General features: G+C 70.0%; 16 protein-coding genes and 1 pseudogene. 16 read left to right on the top strand and 1 reads right to left on the bottom strand.

Annotated elements, in window-relative coordinates; genetic code table 11:
* Positions 1–75: 75 nt before the first annotated feature.
* Positions 76–1662: an ADP-ribosylglycohydrolase family protein gene (locus ABZ896_RS22985; RefSeq protein WP_360932021.1), complete on the bottom strand. Its 1587-nt coding sequence runs from the start codon at positions 1660–1662 to the stop codon at positions 76–78.
* A 332-nt stretch (positions 1663–1994) separates the two neighbouring features.
* Here ABZ896_RS22985 and ABZ896_RS22990 point away from each other — a divergent pair.
* The 16 genes and pseudogenes from ABZ896_RS22990 to ABZ896_RS23065 all read left to right on the top strand — a co-directional run.
* Positions 1995–2357: pseudogene (locus tag ABZ896_RS22990) on the top strand (HU family DNA-binding protein); the annotation flags it as partial.
* An 88-nt stretch (positions 2358–2445) separates the two neighbouring features.
* Positions 2446–3276 (top strand): hypothetical protein, encoded by an 831-nt coding sequence (locus tag ABZ896_RS22995; protein ID WP_360932024.1) that lies wholly within the window; start codon positions 2446–2448, stop codon positions 3274–3276.
* Positions 3277–3308: 32 nt separating this feature from the next.
* Entirely contained in the window at positions 3309–4079 is a 771-nt protein-coding gene (locus ABZ896_RS23000; protein ID WP_360932027.1) for a hypothetical protein, read from the top strand.
* A gap of 154 nt (positions 4080–4233) precedes the next feature.
* Positions 4234–4761, top strand: coding sequence for a hypothetical protein (locus ABZ896_RS23005; protein WP_360932030.1), 528 nt, complete (start codon positions 4234–4236; stop codon positions 4759–4761).
* Complete coding sequence (locus ABZ896_RS23010; RefSeq protein WP_360932033.1) at positions 4758–5363, top strand: hypothetical protein; 606 nt, start codon at positions 4758–4760, stop codon at positions 5361–5363. Before ABZ896_RS23005 ends, ABZ896_RS23010 begins: the two co-directional genes overlap by 4 nt.
* A gap of 87 nt (positions 5364–5450) precedes the next feature.
* Positions 5451–6425: a hypothetical protein gene (locus ABZ896_RS23015; protein WP_360932036.1), complete on the top strand. Its 975-nt coding sequence runs from the start codon at positions 5451–5453 to the stop codon at positions 6423–6425.
* On the top strand, positions 6422–6883 hold the full coding sequence (locus ABZ896_RS23020) for a hypothetical protein (RefSeq protein WP_360932039.1): 462 nt from the start codon (positions 6422–6424) through the stop codon (positions 6881–6883). The genes ABZ896_RS23015 and ABZ896_RS23020 overlap by 4 nt, the downstream gene beginning before the upstream one ends.
* Before the next feature lie 69 nt (positions 6884–6952).
* Positions 6953–8332 carry a hypothetical protein gene (locus ABZ896_RS23025; protein ID WP_360932042.1) on the top strand — a complete coding sequence of 460 codons (1380 nt, stop codon included), beginning with the start codon at positions 6953–6955 and terminating at the stop codon, positions 8330–8332.
* The gene (locus ABZ896_RS23030) at positions 8329–9639 is read left to right on the top strand and encodes a DNA methylase (protein ID WP_360932045.1); all 1311 of its coding nucleotides are present in this window, start codon (positions 8329–8331) and stop codon (positions 9637–9639) included. Before ABZ896_RS23025 ends, ABZ896_RS23030 begins: the two co-directional genes overlap by 4 nt.
* A 158-nt stretch (positions 9640–9797) precedes the next feature.
* Positions 9798–10049, top strand: coding sequence for a hypothetical protein (locus tag ABZ896_RS23035; RefSeq protein ID WP_360932048.1), 252 nt, complete (start codon positions 9798–9800; stop codon positions 10047–10049).
* 7 nt (positions 10050–10056) lie between these two features.
* The gene (locus ABZ896_RS23040) at positions 10057–10611 is read left to right on the top strand and encodes a hypothetical protein (protein ID WP_360932051.1); all 555 of its coding nucleotides are present in this window, start codon (positions 10057–10059) and stop codon (positions 10609–10611) included.
* A gap of 71 nt (positions 10612–10682) precedes the next feature.
* On the top strand, positions 10683–11606 hold the full coding sequence (locus ABZ896_RS23045; protein ID WP_360932054.1) for a hypothetical protein: 924 nt from the start codon (positions 10683–10685) through the stop codon (positions 11604–11606).
* 134 nt (positions 11607–11740) lie between these two features.
* The gene (locus tag ABZ896_RS23050) at positions 11741–12418 is read left to right on the top strand and encodes a GNAT family N-acetyltransferase (RefSeq protein WP_360932057.1); all 678 of its coding nucleotides are present in this window, start codon (positions 11741–11743) and stop codon (positions 12416–12418) included.
* 95 nt (positions 12419–12513) lie between these two features.
* Entirely contained in the window at positions 12514–12762 is a 249-nt protein-coding gene (locus ABZ896_RS23055; RefSeq protein WP_360932060.1) for a hypothetical protein, read from the top strand.
* 781 nt (positions 12763–13543) lie between these two features.
* Positions 13544–14011, top strand: coding sequence for a hypothetical protein (locus ABZ896_RS23060; RefSeq protein ID WP_360932063.1), 468 nt, complete (start codon positions 13544–13546; stop codon positions 14009–14011).
* Positions 14012–14105: 94 nt separating this feature from the next.
* A complete protein-coding gene (locus ABZ896_RS23065) occupies positions 14106–14405 on the top strand; it encodes a hypothetical protein (protein ID WP_360932066.1) in 300 nt (99 codons plus the stop codon).
* The last annotated feature ends 130 nt before the right edge of the window (positions 14406–14535 follow it).

Consider the following 14535-nt stretch of genomic DNA (forward strand, 5'->3'; position numbering starts at 1 on the left):
GTTTCTGCTCAGGGTGCCGGGCCCGACTCATACCCGGCGCCGACTGCTCGGCGGCGGTGGCGGTGGCGGTGGCGGTCAGCGGAGTTTCAGCGTGTCGAGAAGGAAGCGGCGGCGGGGCCGGGGCCGGTGGGGCGCAAGTCCCGCCAACTCGTACACCGCATCGTGCAGTTGCGGGTGGGCCAGGAGTGTCCAGTTCCGGTCGAGGGCCCTGTAGATGTTGACCAGGGCGGTGTACGGGTGCTGCCCGAGGAGCATGCTGTACGCGGCGGCCACGGCCGGGGTCCTGGAGCGTCCCGCCACGCAGTGGAGGAAGACCCGCTTGCCTTCCTGCCGCAGCCGGAGGATCTGGTGGGCAGCCTGGTGAAGGACGAAGTGGAGGTTGGGGTTCGCGCCCTCCTTGTCCACCAGCCAGACGCGGACGTGTTCGACGTCGTGTCCGGCGAAGATGGGTTCCTGGCCGACCCGGCAGAGCGAGACCACCGCGTCGATCGGGGCTTCGCCCTGGAATTCGGTCATGGGCAGATTGCCCATGAGGACCCAGGGGTCTTCGGGATGCGCGATGGCGAAGCCCTTTCCCGCGTAGGCGGGAATGCGCACGCGGGCGGCCGAGGGCCATCCGTCGGCGTCGTCGGCGCCCTTGCGCGCGGTGTGGACCGCCAGGCGGACCAGGTCAGGACCGGTCAGGCCCGGCCAGCCGTTGACGGCCTGCTGCCAGGAGAGCGGGACGGCCGAGACGCCCCATCGCGCGCCCAGGAGAGCACCCGCGATCGCGGCGACGGTGTCGGTGTCGTTGCCCGCCCGTACGGCGGCTTCGGTGGCGAGCTGGAAGTGCTGTGCGGGGAATGAACCGCGCTCGGGTGCGTGCTCCGGGACGGGGGTGCGGGTGATGGCCGACCAGGCCGCTTGGAGGGCCGTGACCACGTACCCGTTGCGGGCCCAGCGGTGCGGGGGGTTGGCCTCGGCCTCGTCCAGCCGGGCATTCCACAGGTCCTGCCGGTCGGCGGCCAGGAGTGCGACGCCGTCCCGGACGCCGTCGAAGGTGCCTTCGAGAACGGCGGTCCGGATGCCGGAGCACCACAGGATGCACGCCTCGACGCATTCCGGGTCGCTGTGCGTGAGAGAGCTGATCAGGGTGGCTGCCTTGACCATGCCGTCGATGTCGTCCAGGTAGGCGAGGGCGACGATCCCGGTCCGCATCAGTGAGCCATTGCCCGCGCTGTAGAGGGTGCGGGCGGTGTAGGCGTCGGCCGCCGCCATCATGGCCTCGCCCGGCGAGGCGGTCGTGTTGGCCTTCGCCGTACGGAGGACGGTGCTGGTCTGGGAACCGATGTCGGTTGCACCCCCGGCACGCCATTCATGGAAACGGAAGGCGATCTGGTCGAGCGCCTCGCGGCTGGTGAGATCGGCTCCGGTGGCAGCGACCTCGGCGATGCAGACGTGCATCTGCGTGTCGTCGCTGTACTCCCCCGGCTTGTACGGGCCCAGGCCGCCGCCGATCATGGCGGGCTGCTGGCTCTGCGTGAGGGGCGGCTGGAACTCGTAGGGAACGCCAAGGGCGTCACCGCACGCGGCGCCGATGAGAACGCCGGCTGCGCGATCGGTGGCGTGGATGTCCAGCGTGTGTGCGAGCCGGGGGGCGTTGGGGGCGGCGGGCGTTGTCATCACGAGGGGTCTCCGGATGCTCAAGGGGGTGCGGGGGAGGTCTGAGAGTGACGGCTGCGGGGAGCGCGGCGTGAACTCGCCTGGCGCTCCGACCCGCTGTCGTTATGTCAGCCTGACACGGCGAATCAATCTCGTCAACCCGACGAGATGCGTTGCGATTTAATTTTTCACCGTGTACTGTCATGGTCGTTGGGTCGGCCAGCGCCGCTGCTACTACGGCAGGCCGGTCGTCCCACCCCACCCGCCCCTCTCGTACGGCGGGAGTCCACGCGAGAAGACGCACGGCCCTCCGGCGCCTTCGACATCTCCCCTCCCTCTTCCAGGAGTTCGACATGAACAAGGCTCAGCTCGTAGACGCGGTTGCCGAGAAGCTGGGCGGCCGTCAGGAGGCCGCCGACGCGGTCGACGCCGTTCTGGACGCCATCGTCCGTGCCACCGTCGCGGGGGAACGGGTCTCGGTCACCGGCTTCGGCTCGTTCGAGAAGGTCGACCGTCCGGCCCGCTACGCCCGCAACCCCCAGACGGGCGAGCGGGTTCGGGTCAAGAAGACGTCCGTGCCGCGCTTCCGCGCGGGCCAGGGATTCAAGGACCTGGTGGACGGCACGAAGAAGCTTCCGATGAAGGGCGTCGCCGTCAAGAAGGCGCCCAAGGGCAGCCTGTCCGGCGCGGCCGCGAAGACGAAGTCCGCAGCCGCCTGACGTCCTCTGCGCCATCACCCGCGCGACTCGATCCGCACCGACGGTCGGGCACTTCGGTGCCCGACCGCAGCAGAAAGACACGTTCATGACCTACCTCGTGACCAGCCACGGCCGGGTCACCTCGGTCCACACCACGTTGCGGTCCGCCCGCGCAGCCGAGGCGCAGGGGCCCGGTCCCAGCGACGAAGCAGGCCCGCTCCTGAACGGGCAGCCGGCCTGGTGGTACCGGGGCGGCCGTGACGACTCTTCGCAGCTCGGCATCGTACGCACCGAGGCGACCGCACTCGGGATCCGTTTCGAACTGCGCGCATGCCAGGCACCCGCCGGGAGCTGCGACCACCACCCGTGCACGGCCTACGCCACTTGGGCCGTCAGCAGTTCGTATGACCTGCTCAGCGGCCTGGCCTCGTTCGTGCCCTCGTCCTGGGTCTGGGCCGGAATGCGCAGCCCCGACCCTCGGGGCGACGATCCCGGGTTCCGTGCCGACGCCCGGGCTCTGCTCGACCGTCTGGCGGCCGATCTGCGCCCTCCCCTGCGCTCGGTCGGCACGGCGCCCGTCGACCCACGGACCCTGGCGGAGCGGCGCACAGCTGCGTACGGACTCGTCGTACGTTTCCTCGCCGACCGGTTCGGGCCAACGGCCACCGCATCGGCGACCGTCGAGGTACGTACCGTGCTCGTCGGCGCGTGCCTGCATCTGATGTTCCATCCGCCCGTCGAGGCCCGACGGGCGCTGTGCGGGGCATGGGTCGCGGACCAGGGCCAGGACGGCGGCAGCGCCGCTGACGAAGACGGCGTCCGTCAGTGCGAACAGTGCTTCGGACGCGCGCCTATCACTCCTCTCCCGGTGTTCACGGCGGCAGAGCACGATGCGTGGACGGCCTACCTCGACTCCCAGAATCCGTCCCGTCCGTGACCCGCCAGACCCCGCAGAAGAGGTGATGGCCTGTGTTTCGGACTCTTGTCCCGGTTCCCGGCTCATACGCGCAGACGGAACTCCGCCTGCTGCGCCGCAGCTCCTTCACCGCCGTCTACCTGCCGCAGGTGATCGACTTCGTCGTGCGCGGCGTGGTGGGAAGCGAGTTCGCCGCCCCGGGCGAACAGCAGGCCGTCCAGATCCACCGCCATCTGGTGCGCTACGCGGCATCCGGGCAGCCGGGCTTCCGGGAGCTCGCGCGGGCCATGCTCAACGTGCGGCACGCCGCCGAGCTGGTACAGCACGAGCACTACCGGGCATCGGCCATCCCCGCCGCAGGACCGGCCTTCGCGGTGTGCGGCCGTCGGCTCATGGAGCTCGCCGCGGATGCCGGCCGGGACCGGGTCCTGCCGGCGCAGGGCGGCGCCCTCGTCGTGGCCGAACCCGACGGGCACAGCACCGTCTACCGGCCGGTGCCCGCGGCCGAAGCACGAGACATCCGCGTGGCCGCACGCAGCGCCAAGGAGGAGGCAACCCGGCTGCACGAGCGCGTAGTCGGTGCACTCAGCCCTCACGTCCGGATGGCCGACTGGAGCAGGGACGAGGGGTACGGCGTGGCCGTCGACATCGTGCCGGAGGCGGAGATGGCGGTGTCGGTGCAGTGGTGGCCGGCCTCGATTCCCCAGTCGCGAGTGCTGTGGGAGCAAGGCGGCATCCGGCAGCTGTGCTCGGATCTGCTGTCGAACTGGTTCCGGGTGGCCGAAGGCCCTCAAGGGATTCTCCAAACCCGAAACGTTGCATAATCATGTTTCAAGATGTAGTGTAGTTGTATCGGCTCGAGCGGACGTCCTGTCTGGCACCGGGCCTCTCCCGCCAACCTCCGCCGAAAGCAGCCCGCTTCAGGGCCGGGCTGGCGACGCATCTCCGCTCCCCTGACCTCCGCTTCGAGGACCACCGATGACCGAATCCGCTGCGAAGTACGCCGTCGCGTTCGACCTGGGCGTGCTGAACTACTTCCCCCGACTGACATGCACCGGGAACGCCGAAATCGCGCTGGCGGGCTGGGTGCCCACCCAGGAACTGCCCGACCACCGCACGTGCCTTGCAGCGGTGATGTTCCGCTCGTACAACGGCGTCAGCACGCTGACAGCGGCCATGGCCCTCGCCGACGACACCGGTCACATCATCTGGAGCCCCGACGCCATGGGCAGCCGCTCCGAGCGCCGTGCAGCTCTGGCCAGCTACTGGGACTGGCGGGAGGAGATCCGGCCCCCGGAAGAAGAGGGTGACCGGCTGATCCGCGCCGCACTGCCGCTGTACGGCGCCGACGCCGGGACAACGGACATCGACCTGGCGCGGGAGCTGTTCAACACCACCCTGGACGATGACGAGTACGGCCGGTCCCGCCGTATCCGGCAACTGCTGAAGCGCCTTGCCCCCGCCGCGACGGCGACGTCGTCTCCTTCACCGGGAGACACGCGATGACCGCGCCCCCGATCCCGCAGATGTGCGCTCACCGGCCCCGGCGCGGCGGCCTCGTGGTCCCCTACGTCGCCTTCGAGCACAACAACGCCGTCACCTTCGGCGCTCTCGACCCCCACAAGCGAACCCGCGCCTTCACCAACCGGCTCTGCCAGGTCTGTGAACGCCCACTGCATGACCGGTTCTACGTGCTGGTCCGGCCCCAGGACGTGAGCGTCGGCTACGCGCCGGAGCCCGGGCTTCACCCACCCTGTCTGCGCTACTCCGAGCAGGCCTGCCCGATGCTGTCCGGGACCGCGTCCACCTACCGGCAGGGCGGAGTGATCGCCCAGCACCCGGCCGGCAGGCCGTGCGACGACCCCGACTGCCCGTGCCCCGTGACCGCCTCCAGCGACGAAGACGAACGGCGCTCCGGCCAGGAGGCGGAGGACTGGGACGCCTGGATGCTGCCACTGGAGGACTACCAGCTGCACCACAGCGGGCGGGGTGAACCCGTGGGAATCGTGCTCCCTCCGAAGCCACTGCGCATCCGGCGCGTGCGCATCTCCCCCGCCCGCGAGCGCGCCCTCGCACTCCTGGCCGCCCTCCAGGAACTGGGCCTGTAACCCCGCGGCGCCGGGCCACGGCCCGACACCGCCTTCCCCCCGGCTCTCCGCCCGCCGGAAGCCTTCGGCACGGATGAAAGACAAACCATGATCACCGAGACTTTCAGCCCACCCGACATCGAACGCCTGGTCCGGATCGCCGGAGCCCTGGCCGACACCCCGGCAGCCGCCGACCTGTCGGAGACGGACCGTGAGCTGGCCACCCGTGCATGGGCCGAGATCCTGGCCCGGGCCGCCGGCCGATCCGCTCCCGCCGCCTCCACGGTCCTGGGGCCCCGCCCAGGCCAGCAGGTCTGGCTGCTGCGCATGTGGACCAACCACGAGGACTCCACCGTCCCGTACGCCACCGAAGACGCCGCCCTCGCCGAACTCGCCAGTCACGCCCGGTCGAGCTGGGACAATCTGTACGGCGAACCGGGCGTGCCGGACCAGCCTCCGACGGACGACCGCGAGACCGTCGAGCTCTACTACGGCCCGGACGGCGACGCGCGGCCGAGCGAAGGCTACTCGCTGCACGCGGAAGACATCGTCCGTCCGCAGCGGTCCCGGATCCTCCCGCTGAACTTCGCCTTCCCCACCGCCGCGGAGGCCGACGCCCTCAACCGCGCCGCGGTCTTCCACGATGCCGACGACGAGGGTCCCGGCTGCATGGAGGTGGTCGGGGTGCTCACCTTCGCCTACCTCGACGCCAAGGACAGCGTCGTAAGGATCTCGGTTCACCTGGACAGCGCCGATGCCGACCGCATCGTGCGGCCGGACGGCACCGTGCCGCTGCAGGTGGTCGTCGAGGACACCGTCGTCCTCGACGACGGCCCCGGACGTGCCCCGCATCCCACGGTGCTGGAAGAGCTCCTGGCCGCAGCGGACGCCGACCAGGAGGCCGCGATCTGCACGGCAGCGGTCGCAGCCGGGCTGATGTGGTGCTGTCCCGCGTGCGAGTGGACCAACCCGCGGGCGGCAACGTGCTGCGAAGGCCCCGACTGCCGCAAGGCCAAGCCGTCGGACAGCGGCCAGCCGGCGCTCCCGCCGGGGCCGGTCCCCGAGTTGGAGGGACCGCGATGACCGACAGGCCTGGTGTTCCCGCGCCTCAACACCTCCGGGCCGCGTGCACTCACCCGTCCGGGCACCTCACCAACCGGGTCAGCCGCGCCACGCTCCAGGTCTATCTGGACGACGGCCTGGTCTACCGCAACGACGGCGACGGCTTCCGGCTGCCGCCGGCGACCGCCCAGGACTGCGGTGTCGGACCGTACGTCATCACCGGTGCAGGTCGGCGTGCCGTGCTCAACGAGTCCCAGAGGGCCGCCCTCGACTCCGGCGACAACACCGGCCTGCTCGGGCCGAAGGTGGCCTGGCCGACTGCCGCCGCCCTGGCCCGGCTCGGACTCGTCGAGTACCGGGACGCGGACGGCGCCGTGCAGCCCACGGACGGCGACGACGGCCGCACCGGCCCCAGGCACCGCCCCTACCTCACCCCCGCGGGCATCGACGCGGCGCGGGCCGCACCGCCCCCGGCCTGACGCTCGCACCTTCACCGGCGGGTGCGTCCGGCGACGGCCGCACCCGCCCCTCCCCCACCAGGTACGCCCATGTCTTCTCTCACCCTGTTCGACGACCCTCCCGTCGAGGCCACCCCGGCCCCGCCCTCCCCTACCCCCGCGGTGGTCTCCCCCGAGAGGCTGGAGGCATTCCGCGCGGCACCGCACAAGTCGCTGTCCTACGGCCTCGGCCTCGACTCGACGGCCCTGCTCCTGGCGATCCTCGACGACCCTGTCAGCTTCGGCATCGCCGAGGACTTCTCCGACTTCAGCGTGGTCACAGGGCTCACGGGATTCGAATTTCCCGACACGATCGCCGACGTCCAGGAACATGTCCTGCCCAGGCTCCGCGCAAAGGGCATCCGGTATGCGCAGGTCGCCCGGGCCGGCCACCTGGAGGAAGCCGGCGTCCAAGTCCTGAGCGACACCACGAATCCCACCAAGGTGTTCAACCGCGGCCAATGGACCCTGATGGACGAACTGGAAGCCAACGGCACCGTCCCGCAGTATTCGGGCGGTCACAAATGCAGCTTGAAATTCAAGGCCTTCCCCAACGACCGCTTCCAGATGGAACAGGCCGGCGGCCAGACCGTCGGCAAGCTCTTCGGCTACAACGCCGACGAGTCCAAGCGTGCCGCAGAGGCCAACCGGCACCAGGCCCGCAGGGACAAGAAGGCCGGCCGACAGACCTTCGCGCTCGACTATCCGCTGATCCGGCTCGGCCTCGGCCGCCAGGGAGTGCAGGGGTATGTGAAGGAGCGGCTCGGCATCGCCATGTCCAAGAGCTACTGCCCGGTCTGTCCATTTTCTGGGGTCTGTTCGCCTCAGCCTGATCATCTGAAGCGGCTGAGGAAGTACCCCGACCTCGCCGCCCGCGTGCTCCGCCTGGAGTACGTCTCGATGGCACTGAACGACAACAGCTCGCTGTACAAGGACGATACGCTCCACCGCCGCATCAGCGCCGACTGCAACACCGAAGCGCTCGGCCGGTTCGAGGCGCGCCTCGACGAAGAGGAATGGGCCGTCTACCGGTTGCAGCGGGCCTACACCGCAGGGCGGCGGCCCGAGTGCCGTGACGCCCACGGTGACCGCTGCTCCGCGCCGGAGTGCCGCGACAGCCGCTTCAAGGGAACCGTCTACCGGTCGGTGAAGACCGTACGCACCGGCAGTCGCGCGGAAGCCGGTGCCTTCCTGCACAACGCGGCTACGGCCCTGGACCGCCCCGTCGAGCAGTCCACCAGCGCCCACGGCGCCGGCATCTCCCGGGTGCGCACACGCATCCGGCCGGACTCCAAGACATACGGATCGGTCGAGGACTTCTACGTGATCGCCCCGGCCGGCGTCCGGGACAAGGCCCGCGACGGATTCGCCTCTGTCTGGACCTCGATGACCGGTGACGGCAGCGCACCCGCCCCAGGCAAGGAATCATGACCAGCCGCACTCTGCCCCCGGGCGCGTACGAGAAGCTCACCGGCGCCGTGGCGCGCGATACCGGTGAACGGCGCAGCGCAGCGCTGTGGATCCATGCGGCCGCTCTCGTCCGGCATGCCCAGGACCACGGCCTGCTCGCGGACACCGCCCCCGCGCCCGGGCCGGACGGCCTGCGCAAGTCCCTGGAGACGCTGGCCTCCTGCCACCCCGCCCTCGCTGCGCTGACCGATCCGGACGTGCTGCCGGTCTGGTCGCAACCGCTCGGCGAAGGCGCGTGGGAGGCCGTCAGCGTCTTCTGGGACGGGCACCCGGACCTGGAGGACGAGCACCGGATCGACGGCTACGCCCTGGGTGACACCTACCAGTTGCTCTCGGACGACGCCCGCAAGGGCCGCGCCCTGTGCCAGACGCCGCCCTGGATCGCCCGGCTGCTGCTGCGGCTGTCCCTGGAGCCGGCGATGCAGGAGTGGGGGCCGGCCGACGTCCGGATGATCGACCCCGCCTGCGGGACGGGACACATCGTCATGGCGGCGTTTCACATGGCCCGTGTCCCGCCGGCCCGCGGTCGGCGCCCGGCCCCGGCCGGACACGGGCACCGGGCGGTCGAACGGGCGCTGACCGCCGTCTCGGGGGTCGACCTGGACCCGTACGCCGCGGTACTGACGGCGTATCGCCTGCTGGCGAGCAGCGCCACCATCCTGCGCACGCCCGTGGAGCGTCTTCCCTCGGGCTGGCCGGTCAACGTGGCGGCGGCCGACTCGCTGCTGGCGCGCGACGAGCCCCTGCTGGCGGCCGGCGCCTATCACGCCTGCGTGGCCAACCCGCCCTACATCACGCCGAAGGACCCCGCCGTCCGCGACCGTGTGCGCGCCGCGTACCCGCAGGTCGCCACCGGCAAGTACTCCCTGGCACTGCCCTTCGCGGCGCTGATGCTTGAGCATCTCGCCGCACCGGGCGGGTTCGTGGCACAGCTGACCAGCAATGCGTTCATGAAGCGGGAGTTCGGCAGGCGGTACGTCGAGGAGTTCCTGCCGCGGTTCGACGCGCGCTGGATCATCGACACCTCCGGGGCCTACATCCCCGGGCACGGAACCCCCACCTGCATTCTTGTCTATCGTGCGCGCCCGCCGGTGGGAGACACGGTCACCGTGATCCGGGGCAACGCCGGCGAGCCGCGCATCCCCGAGGATCCGGCACGGGGGCTGGTGTGGTCGGCGATCGAGGACGCCGTCGACAGCCAACTGGCCTGGGATCACTTCCGCGCCGGACTCGCCGAGTTCCGGCAGGGAGTGGGGAACACTCCCTAAGGCGTTGCTTCTTCATGTTTCATGATGTACATTGATTGCACCGCGAGGCCCGAAGGCTCTCGCTGGGCCCCTCCCGAGCAGGCCAGTGCGCCGGGGGCCGCCCCCATCCCCAAGCCGCGAATGGACGGAGAACACCGATGAGAAGGACGCGGACAACGGTGAAGATGCCACTGAGCTACCGGATCAGGATGTTCCTCAGCAGCCGCCTCGGCGAGTTCCGCACGGGGGACCGGGTGGCGGTGACCGGCAGCTGGCTGGGCGACTACACCGGAACCGTCCGGCACTCCGTCGGCCAGTCCGTGAGTGTCGAGCCTGATCCGGGTGTCGTCGAGCGCGCGTTCCCCGACGTGTACGGCGTGAAGGGGTCGAACGAAGCGAAGTCGCAGTGCGTGCGCATCTGGAACGGGTGAGACCTCAATGAAACGCAACAAGCCGTTGATAAGGCAGCGCAAGTCGGGCACTCAGTACCGGCGCCGGAGGGCATACCAGTTCCCCGACCGCGCGACCTCGCACTGGGTACTTGCTGTCCCCCAGGCGTTCGCCGGTGCCCACGAGACCGTATTCGACATGACGGGTGCGGTCCCGGCAGGAAACGACGTGGAGTACCCGGAAAGCCCGCGCTTCGGCTCCGTGCTGCGCTGGCGGATCGACCGGAACGGCCAGACGGCCTACGTCTACGGCCTGAGCATCGGCTCACGGTTCAGGCAGAGCCCTTCGATCTCCGGCAAGCGGGTCGCGGCGTCCGTTCGCCACAGCATCCCGGTGTCCTCGGACGTGTACCACGTGTTCGTGGCAGAGCGGGACGTGTGCACGCGCGGTACCAAATGCGCGCTCACCAGGTACTTCTACACGTACTCGGATCACGAGGTGGCATCCCACACGCCTGAGCGGTGCCCGACGGCGGTCCTGACCGAGGGACCGCCCTGGCGCCTTGTCGGCCGCACCGTCCCCGACGGCCAGCTGATCGTCTGATCCCGGGGTCCCGCCTCTGGCGGGACCCCGCATTCTCCCGCCCCCGCCCGACGAGCACCGTCAGGAGCGTCATGTCTGCCCTTCTCACGCCGGGCACCACCATCGCCCGTCCCGAACTGCACGCCCTTCTCGGCGGCCAGCCCCAGGGACGGATCAGCCCGAGCAAGACCACCCCCGTCATCAGCCTGTTCACGACCCCCGGCGCACACGACAGCCAGCACGACGGATGGACCGGAGCCCATTTCCATTTCCAGGGAGAGGGGCAAGGAGGGCGAGAGCAGCTGATCAAGCGCGGAAACCGGGCGCTCGCGGAGCACGAGCGGTCCAAGCGGTCGCTGCGCCTGTTCGTCGCGGCGCCCGGCGGCCTCTTCCGCTACCTCGGCGCCTACCGAGTGGATCCGGACATCCCGTACGTGCAGGTGTCCCTGCCGGTCGTCGGCGATCCGAACCAACCCCCGCGTTCCGGCTACGTGTTCAGGCTGCTCCCCGAATCCGGCACCCCGGCGCCCCACGGAGTGCCGACCGCGCCCCGGCTGAACGCCGAACCGGTCATCCGTGAGCGGGACATCGCCCTGCCCTTCCGGCCCCAGCCGGGCGCCGAGCACGGAAGGAAACTCACGACCATTGAGGTGGCGGCCGACCGGCTCCTGAAGGACTACGGCGACCACCTGCGCCAGCTGGGGCGCGATGTCCGCCGCTACCACGTCACCCCCGCTCGCGAACTCCTTCCGCTGCCGGTAGACCTGTTCGACCTCACGGCCAACGAGCTCATCGCGTGCTCGGGGAGCGTGGCGCGCACCCACATGCTGGCCGCGTTCGGTGAACTGATCGACATGCGCCGCTTCTTCAACCCGACCCCCCGGCGCGTCATGCTCGTTCCCTCCGAACCCCGCCCGGATCTCGCAGGGCTGTGCGCCGCGAACGACATCACCCTGGTCTGGCCCGACGGCCCGAGGACCTTCCACCGGTCCGACCCCGGAGACACCACACACTAGAACCGTTGCAGATTCATGATTTGAAATGTAAGTAGAAAATTCCGTCGAGGGGTGATCACTCCCCCTCTGGCCTCCGTTGTCGCCCACCTCCATGAAGCGAGGCGTTTCCGCCTCGGGACCCCTGGGAGCTCTCCGTGAAAGCAACGCGCACCCGCCTGCCCGGAATCACCCTTCGCGATGCGAACGCGTCCGACGCCGACGCCATCATGCGCCTGCTCGCCGACGTGAACCCCGACGACCCGGATGCGTACGAGGACGCCCGGCCTAACCTGGCGCTGCCCCAGTCCGGGCCCCTCTCCCACCACCGGGCCCTGGCGGTTGTCGCCGAGGACGGCACGGGCCGCCTGGTCGGCGCCCTCCTCGGCGGCGCTCCACTCTGGCTGTTCGAACACCCGGGCGTCACCGACGCTGTCCTGCTGCACGCGCTGGTCGCCCGGATCGGCACCATTTCAGCCGTAGCAGTGGGCCCGGAACACCGGGGCAGCGGCGTGGGTGGCGAACTCATCCGTCACGCGATCCGCCGGTTCACCCGCGCCCAGTACGGCCTCGTGACCCTCAACTGCTTCCCCGCGCTGGAGCCCTACTACCAGCGCCTTGGCTTTTCCATCACGGGTGATCTGAACGTGTACGTCGGCGCCGGCCTCCTGCTCGGGCAGCGTTGGAGCGATACGCAGGTGGCGGCCAAGGCCCTGGACCGATACACCGCCTTTGCGGCCGTCCCAGGCTTGGGCTCGCCTGTGGTTTCGGGTCTCCTGCCCGGAAGCCGCGTGCCCCGCGGCGCATACTTCGACGGTGAGAAGCTGTGCGGCTGACCCGGCACCGGCCCGGCCGGTGGCGCCGCGCCGGGCGGCACCATGATGCAGGGAGCGGTTGGCGCGAACTGCCGGCGGGAGCGACGGGAGACCTGATGCAGGGCGAGGGCACGCAGAACCGCAGCCGGCGGCTGTGGAAGCGGTGGGCTCTCCTGTCGGGGCTGCCGTGCGCTGCGGTCGCGCTGGGCAGCGTATGGCTGTACGAGCCGGACACCCGGGCAGAGGCGGTTTCTGTCACCGCGATCGCCGTAGTGGCGCTGCTGGTCTTCGTGTTGACGATGCCGGGCAGCATGGATCGTCGGCGTCGGGGCTCAGATGCTTCCTCGTCCGACGAACCTGTGTAGACAGCGGGTCGGCACCGCCGGCCTGTGGCACCCCTGCACGACAGCAGGTCGGTACTGGAGGCAGGGCCGATCGGTCACAGAGGAACGAGACGGAAAGGGGCACTGCCGTCGCTCGTGCGGTCAGCGACGGCAGGAGAGGTGAATGCAGTGATCAGTGACGAGTCCGCCAACTCCCGAGTGCGGGAGCTCGAACGGGCGCTACAGGATGTTCTTGGACATATCCGCTCTCAGGGTCACCCGGGCTGGGAGCTCAACACGTGCCTCGTGACCAACGAGCAGGTGGATCAGTGGCGTCAGGTTGCCGGGCTTGCCCCGGTCGACAGAAGCGCACCCCAGCGGGACAGGCCGCGCGGCTAGCCGGGCCCTTCGAGCCCACGACAGGCCAGCGCTTTGCGCAGGTGGCAGCAGTCGCGCCGGCGCTCAGAGTGGCGGACCAGGGCGCGACCTCGACTGGGCGCCGCCCACGCGCGGGTTGCCGCGCGGCCGACGTCATCTACGGCCGGGGTCGGGTGCGGGACGGCGATGACGGGAGCCCGCGCGGTACGCAGCGCCTGCTCATGCAGGGCGGCTCGCCGGTGAGGACCCCATCGAGAAGCATCCGCCTCGGGTAACCGAAGCGCTCAACGGCAAGACCGACGGCGCCAACCGGCGTGCGGGAGAGAGTTCCCAGTCCAAGGCGTTGCTATTTCACGTTTCAAAACGTAGAGTGGTCATATCGAACGGCGGCGATCACCTCTACCGCCGGAAACCCCACGTTGCCTGTCTGCTTCCTGGAGCCCCCATGCCTACCGTTGCCGTTCCCGAGGTTGCCGCCGCACTGATCGCCTACCGCCGCAGCATGGGTGGTGACACCTTCGTGACCTTGGTGGATGTCACCAGCGACCTGATGCACCTGGCCAGCTACATGCGGACCGACATCGAGCGGTGCATGGCGGGAGACGCAAAGGCCCGGCTGGACGAGCGGGCGCTGGGTGCCATGCCCAACCTCCACCACTCCGTCGAGCCGATCGCCAACCCCGACGAGACGGCCTCGGCCGATCACTGCTTCGACCTCTACGTCCACGCCAGCGATGCGGCTGCCGTCCTCCGAGTGCACGTCTCCGAGAAAGTGTCCGACACCTTCTCCGCCGCCCTGAGCAGCCTTCTGGCCGATCTGCGCGCCTTCTCCGAACGGATCGGTGTCGACTTCGCCGACGTCATGCGGTCGGCGCGCACTTCCTACCGGATCGAGCAGAAGAAGGCCCGGTAGCGCAACGCCCCGCCGGTCGGCGCGGCTCCCCCGCCACGTCGACCGGCCTCACCCGCTCCACTCCGCCACCCGGCAGACCGGAAGGACATCCGCCGTGACCACGTCCACGCCCGCCCCGATCCACCCGCCCCGCGGCTCCATACGCCAGTTCCTCGACCGCGGCGTGCACCCCGCCACGCTGGCCCCGCTGCTCGACAGCGACCTGTCCAACCCCTCCGCCTTCTGCGGGGGATGCGCCCACAGCGTGCTCAAGCAGCACCACGACGGCCAGGACCGCCTCAAGTGCGGCCTCCGGCCCCGCAGCAAGCGCGGACTGCGCGGCCCCGATCTGCGCGACACGACACCCGCGTGCGTCAAGTACGCCGATCCGGCAGCGTCCCCGCCCGGCACCTGAGCCTCTGGCGCCGGTCCAGTCCTTGCGTACACCGGCCCCGTCCGAAGCCGTCGCCGCGAACATCCCAGCCGCGGCTGACTCGATCGGTGTTCTCACGCCGCCCTTCGCGGGGTATCCGTACGAGGATCAT

The sequence above is a fragment of the Streptomyces sp. NPDC047072 genome (genome assembly GCF_040643855.1).
Taxonomy (GTDB): Bacteria; Actinomycetota; Actinomycetes; order Streptomycetales; family Streptomycetaceae; genus Streptomyces.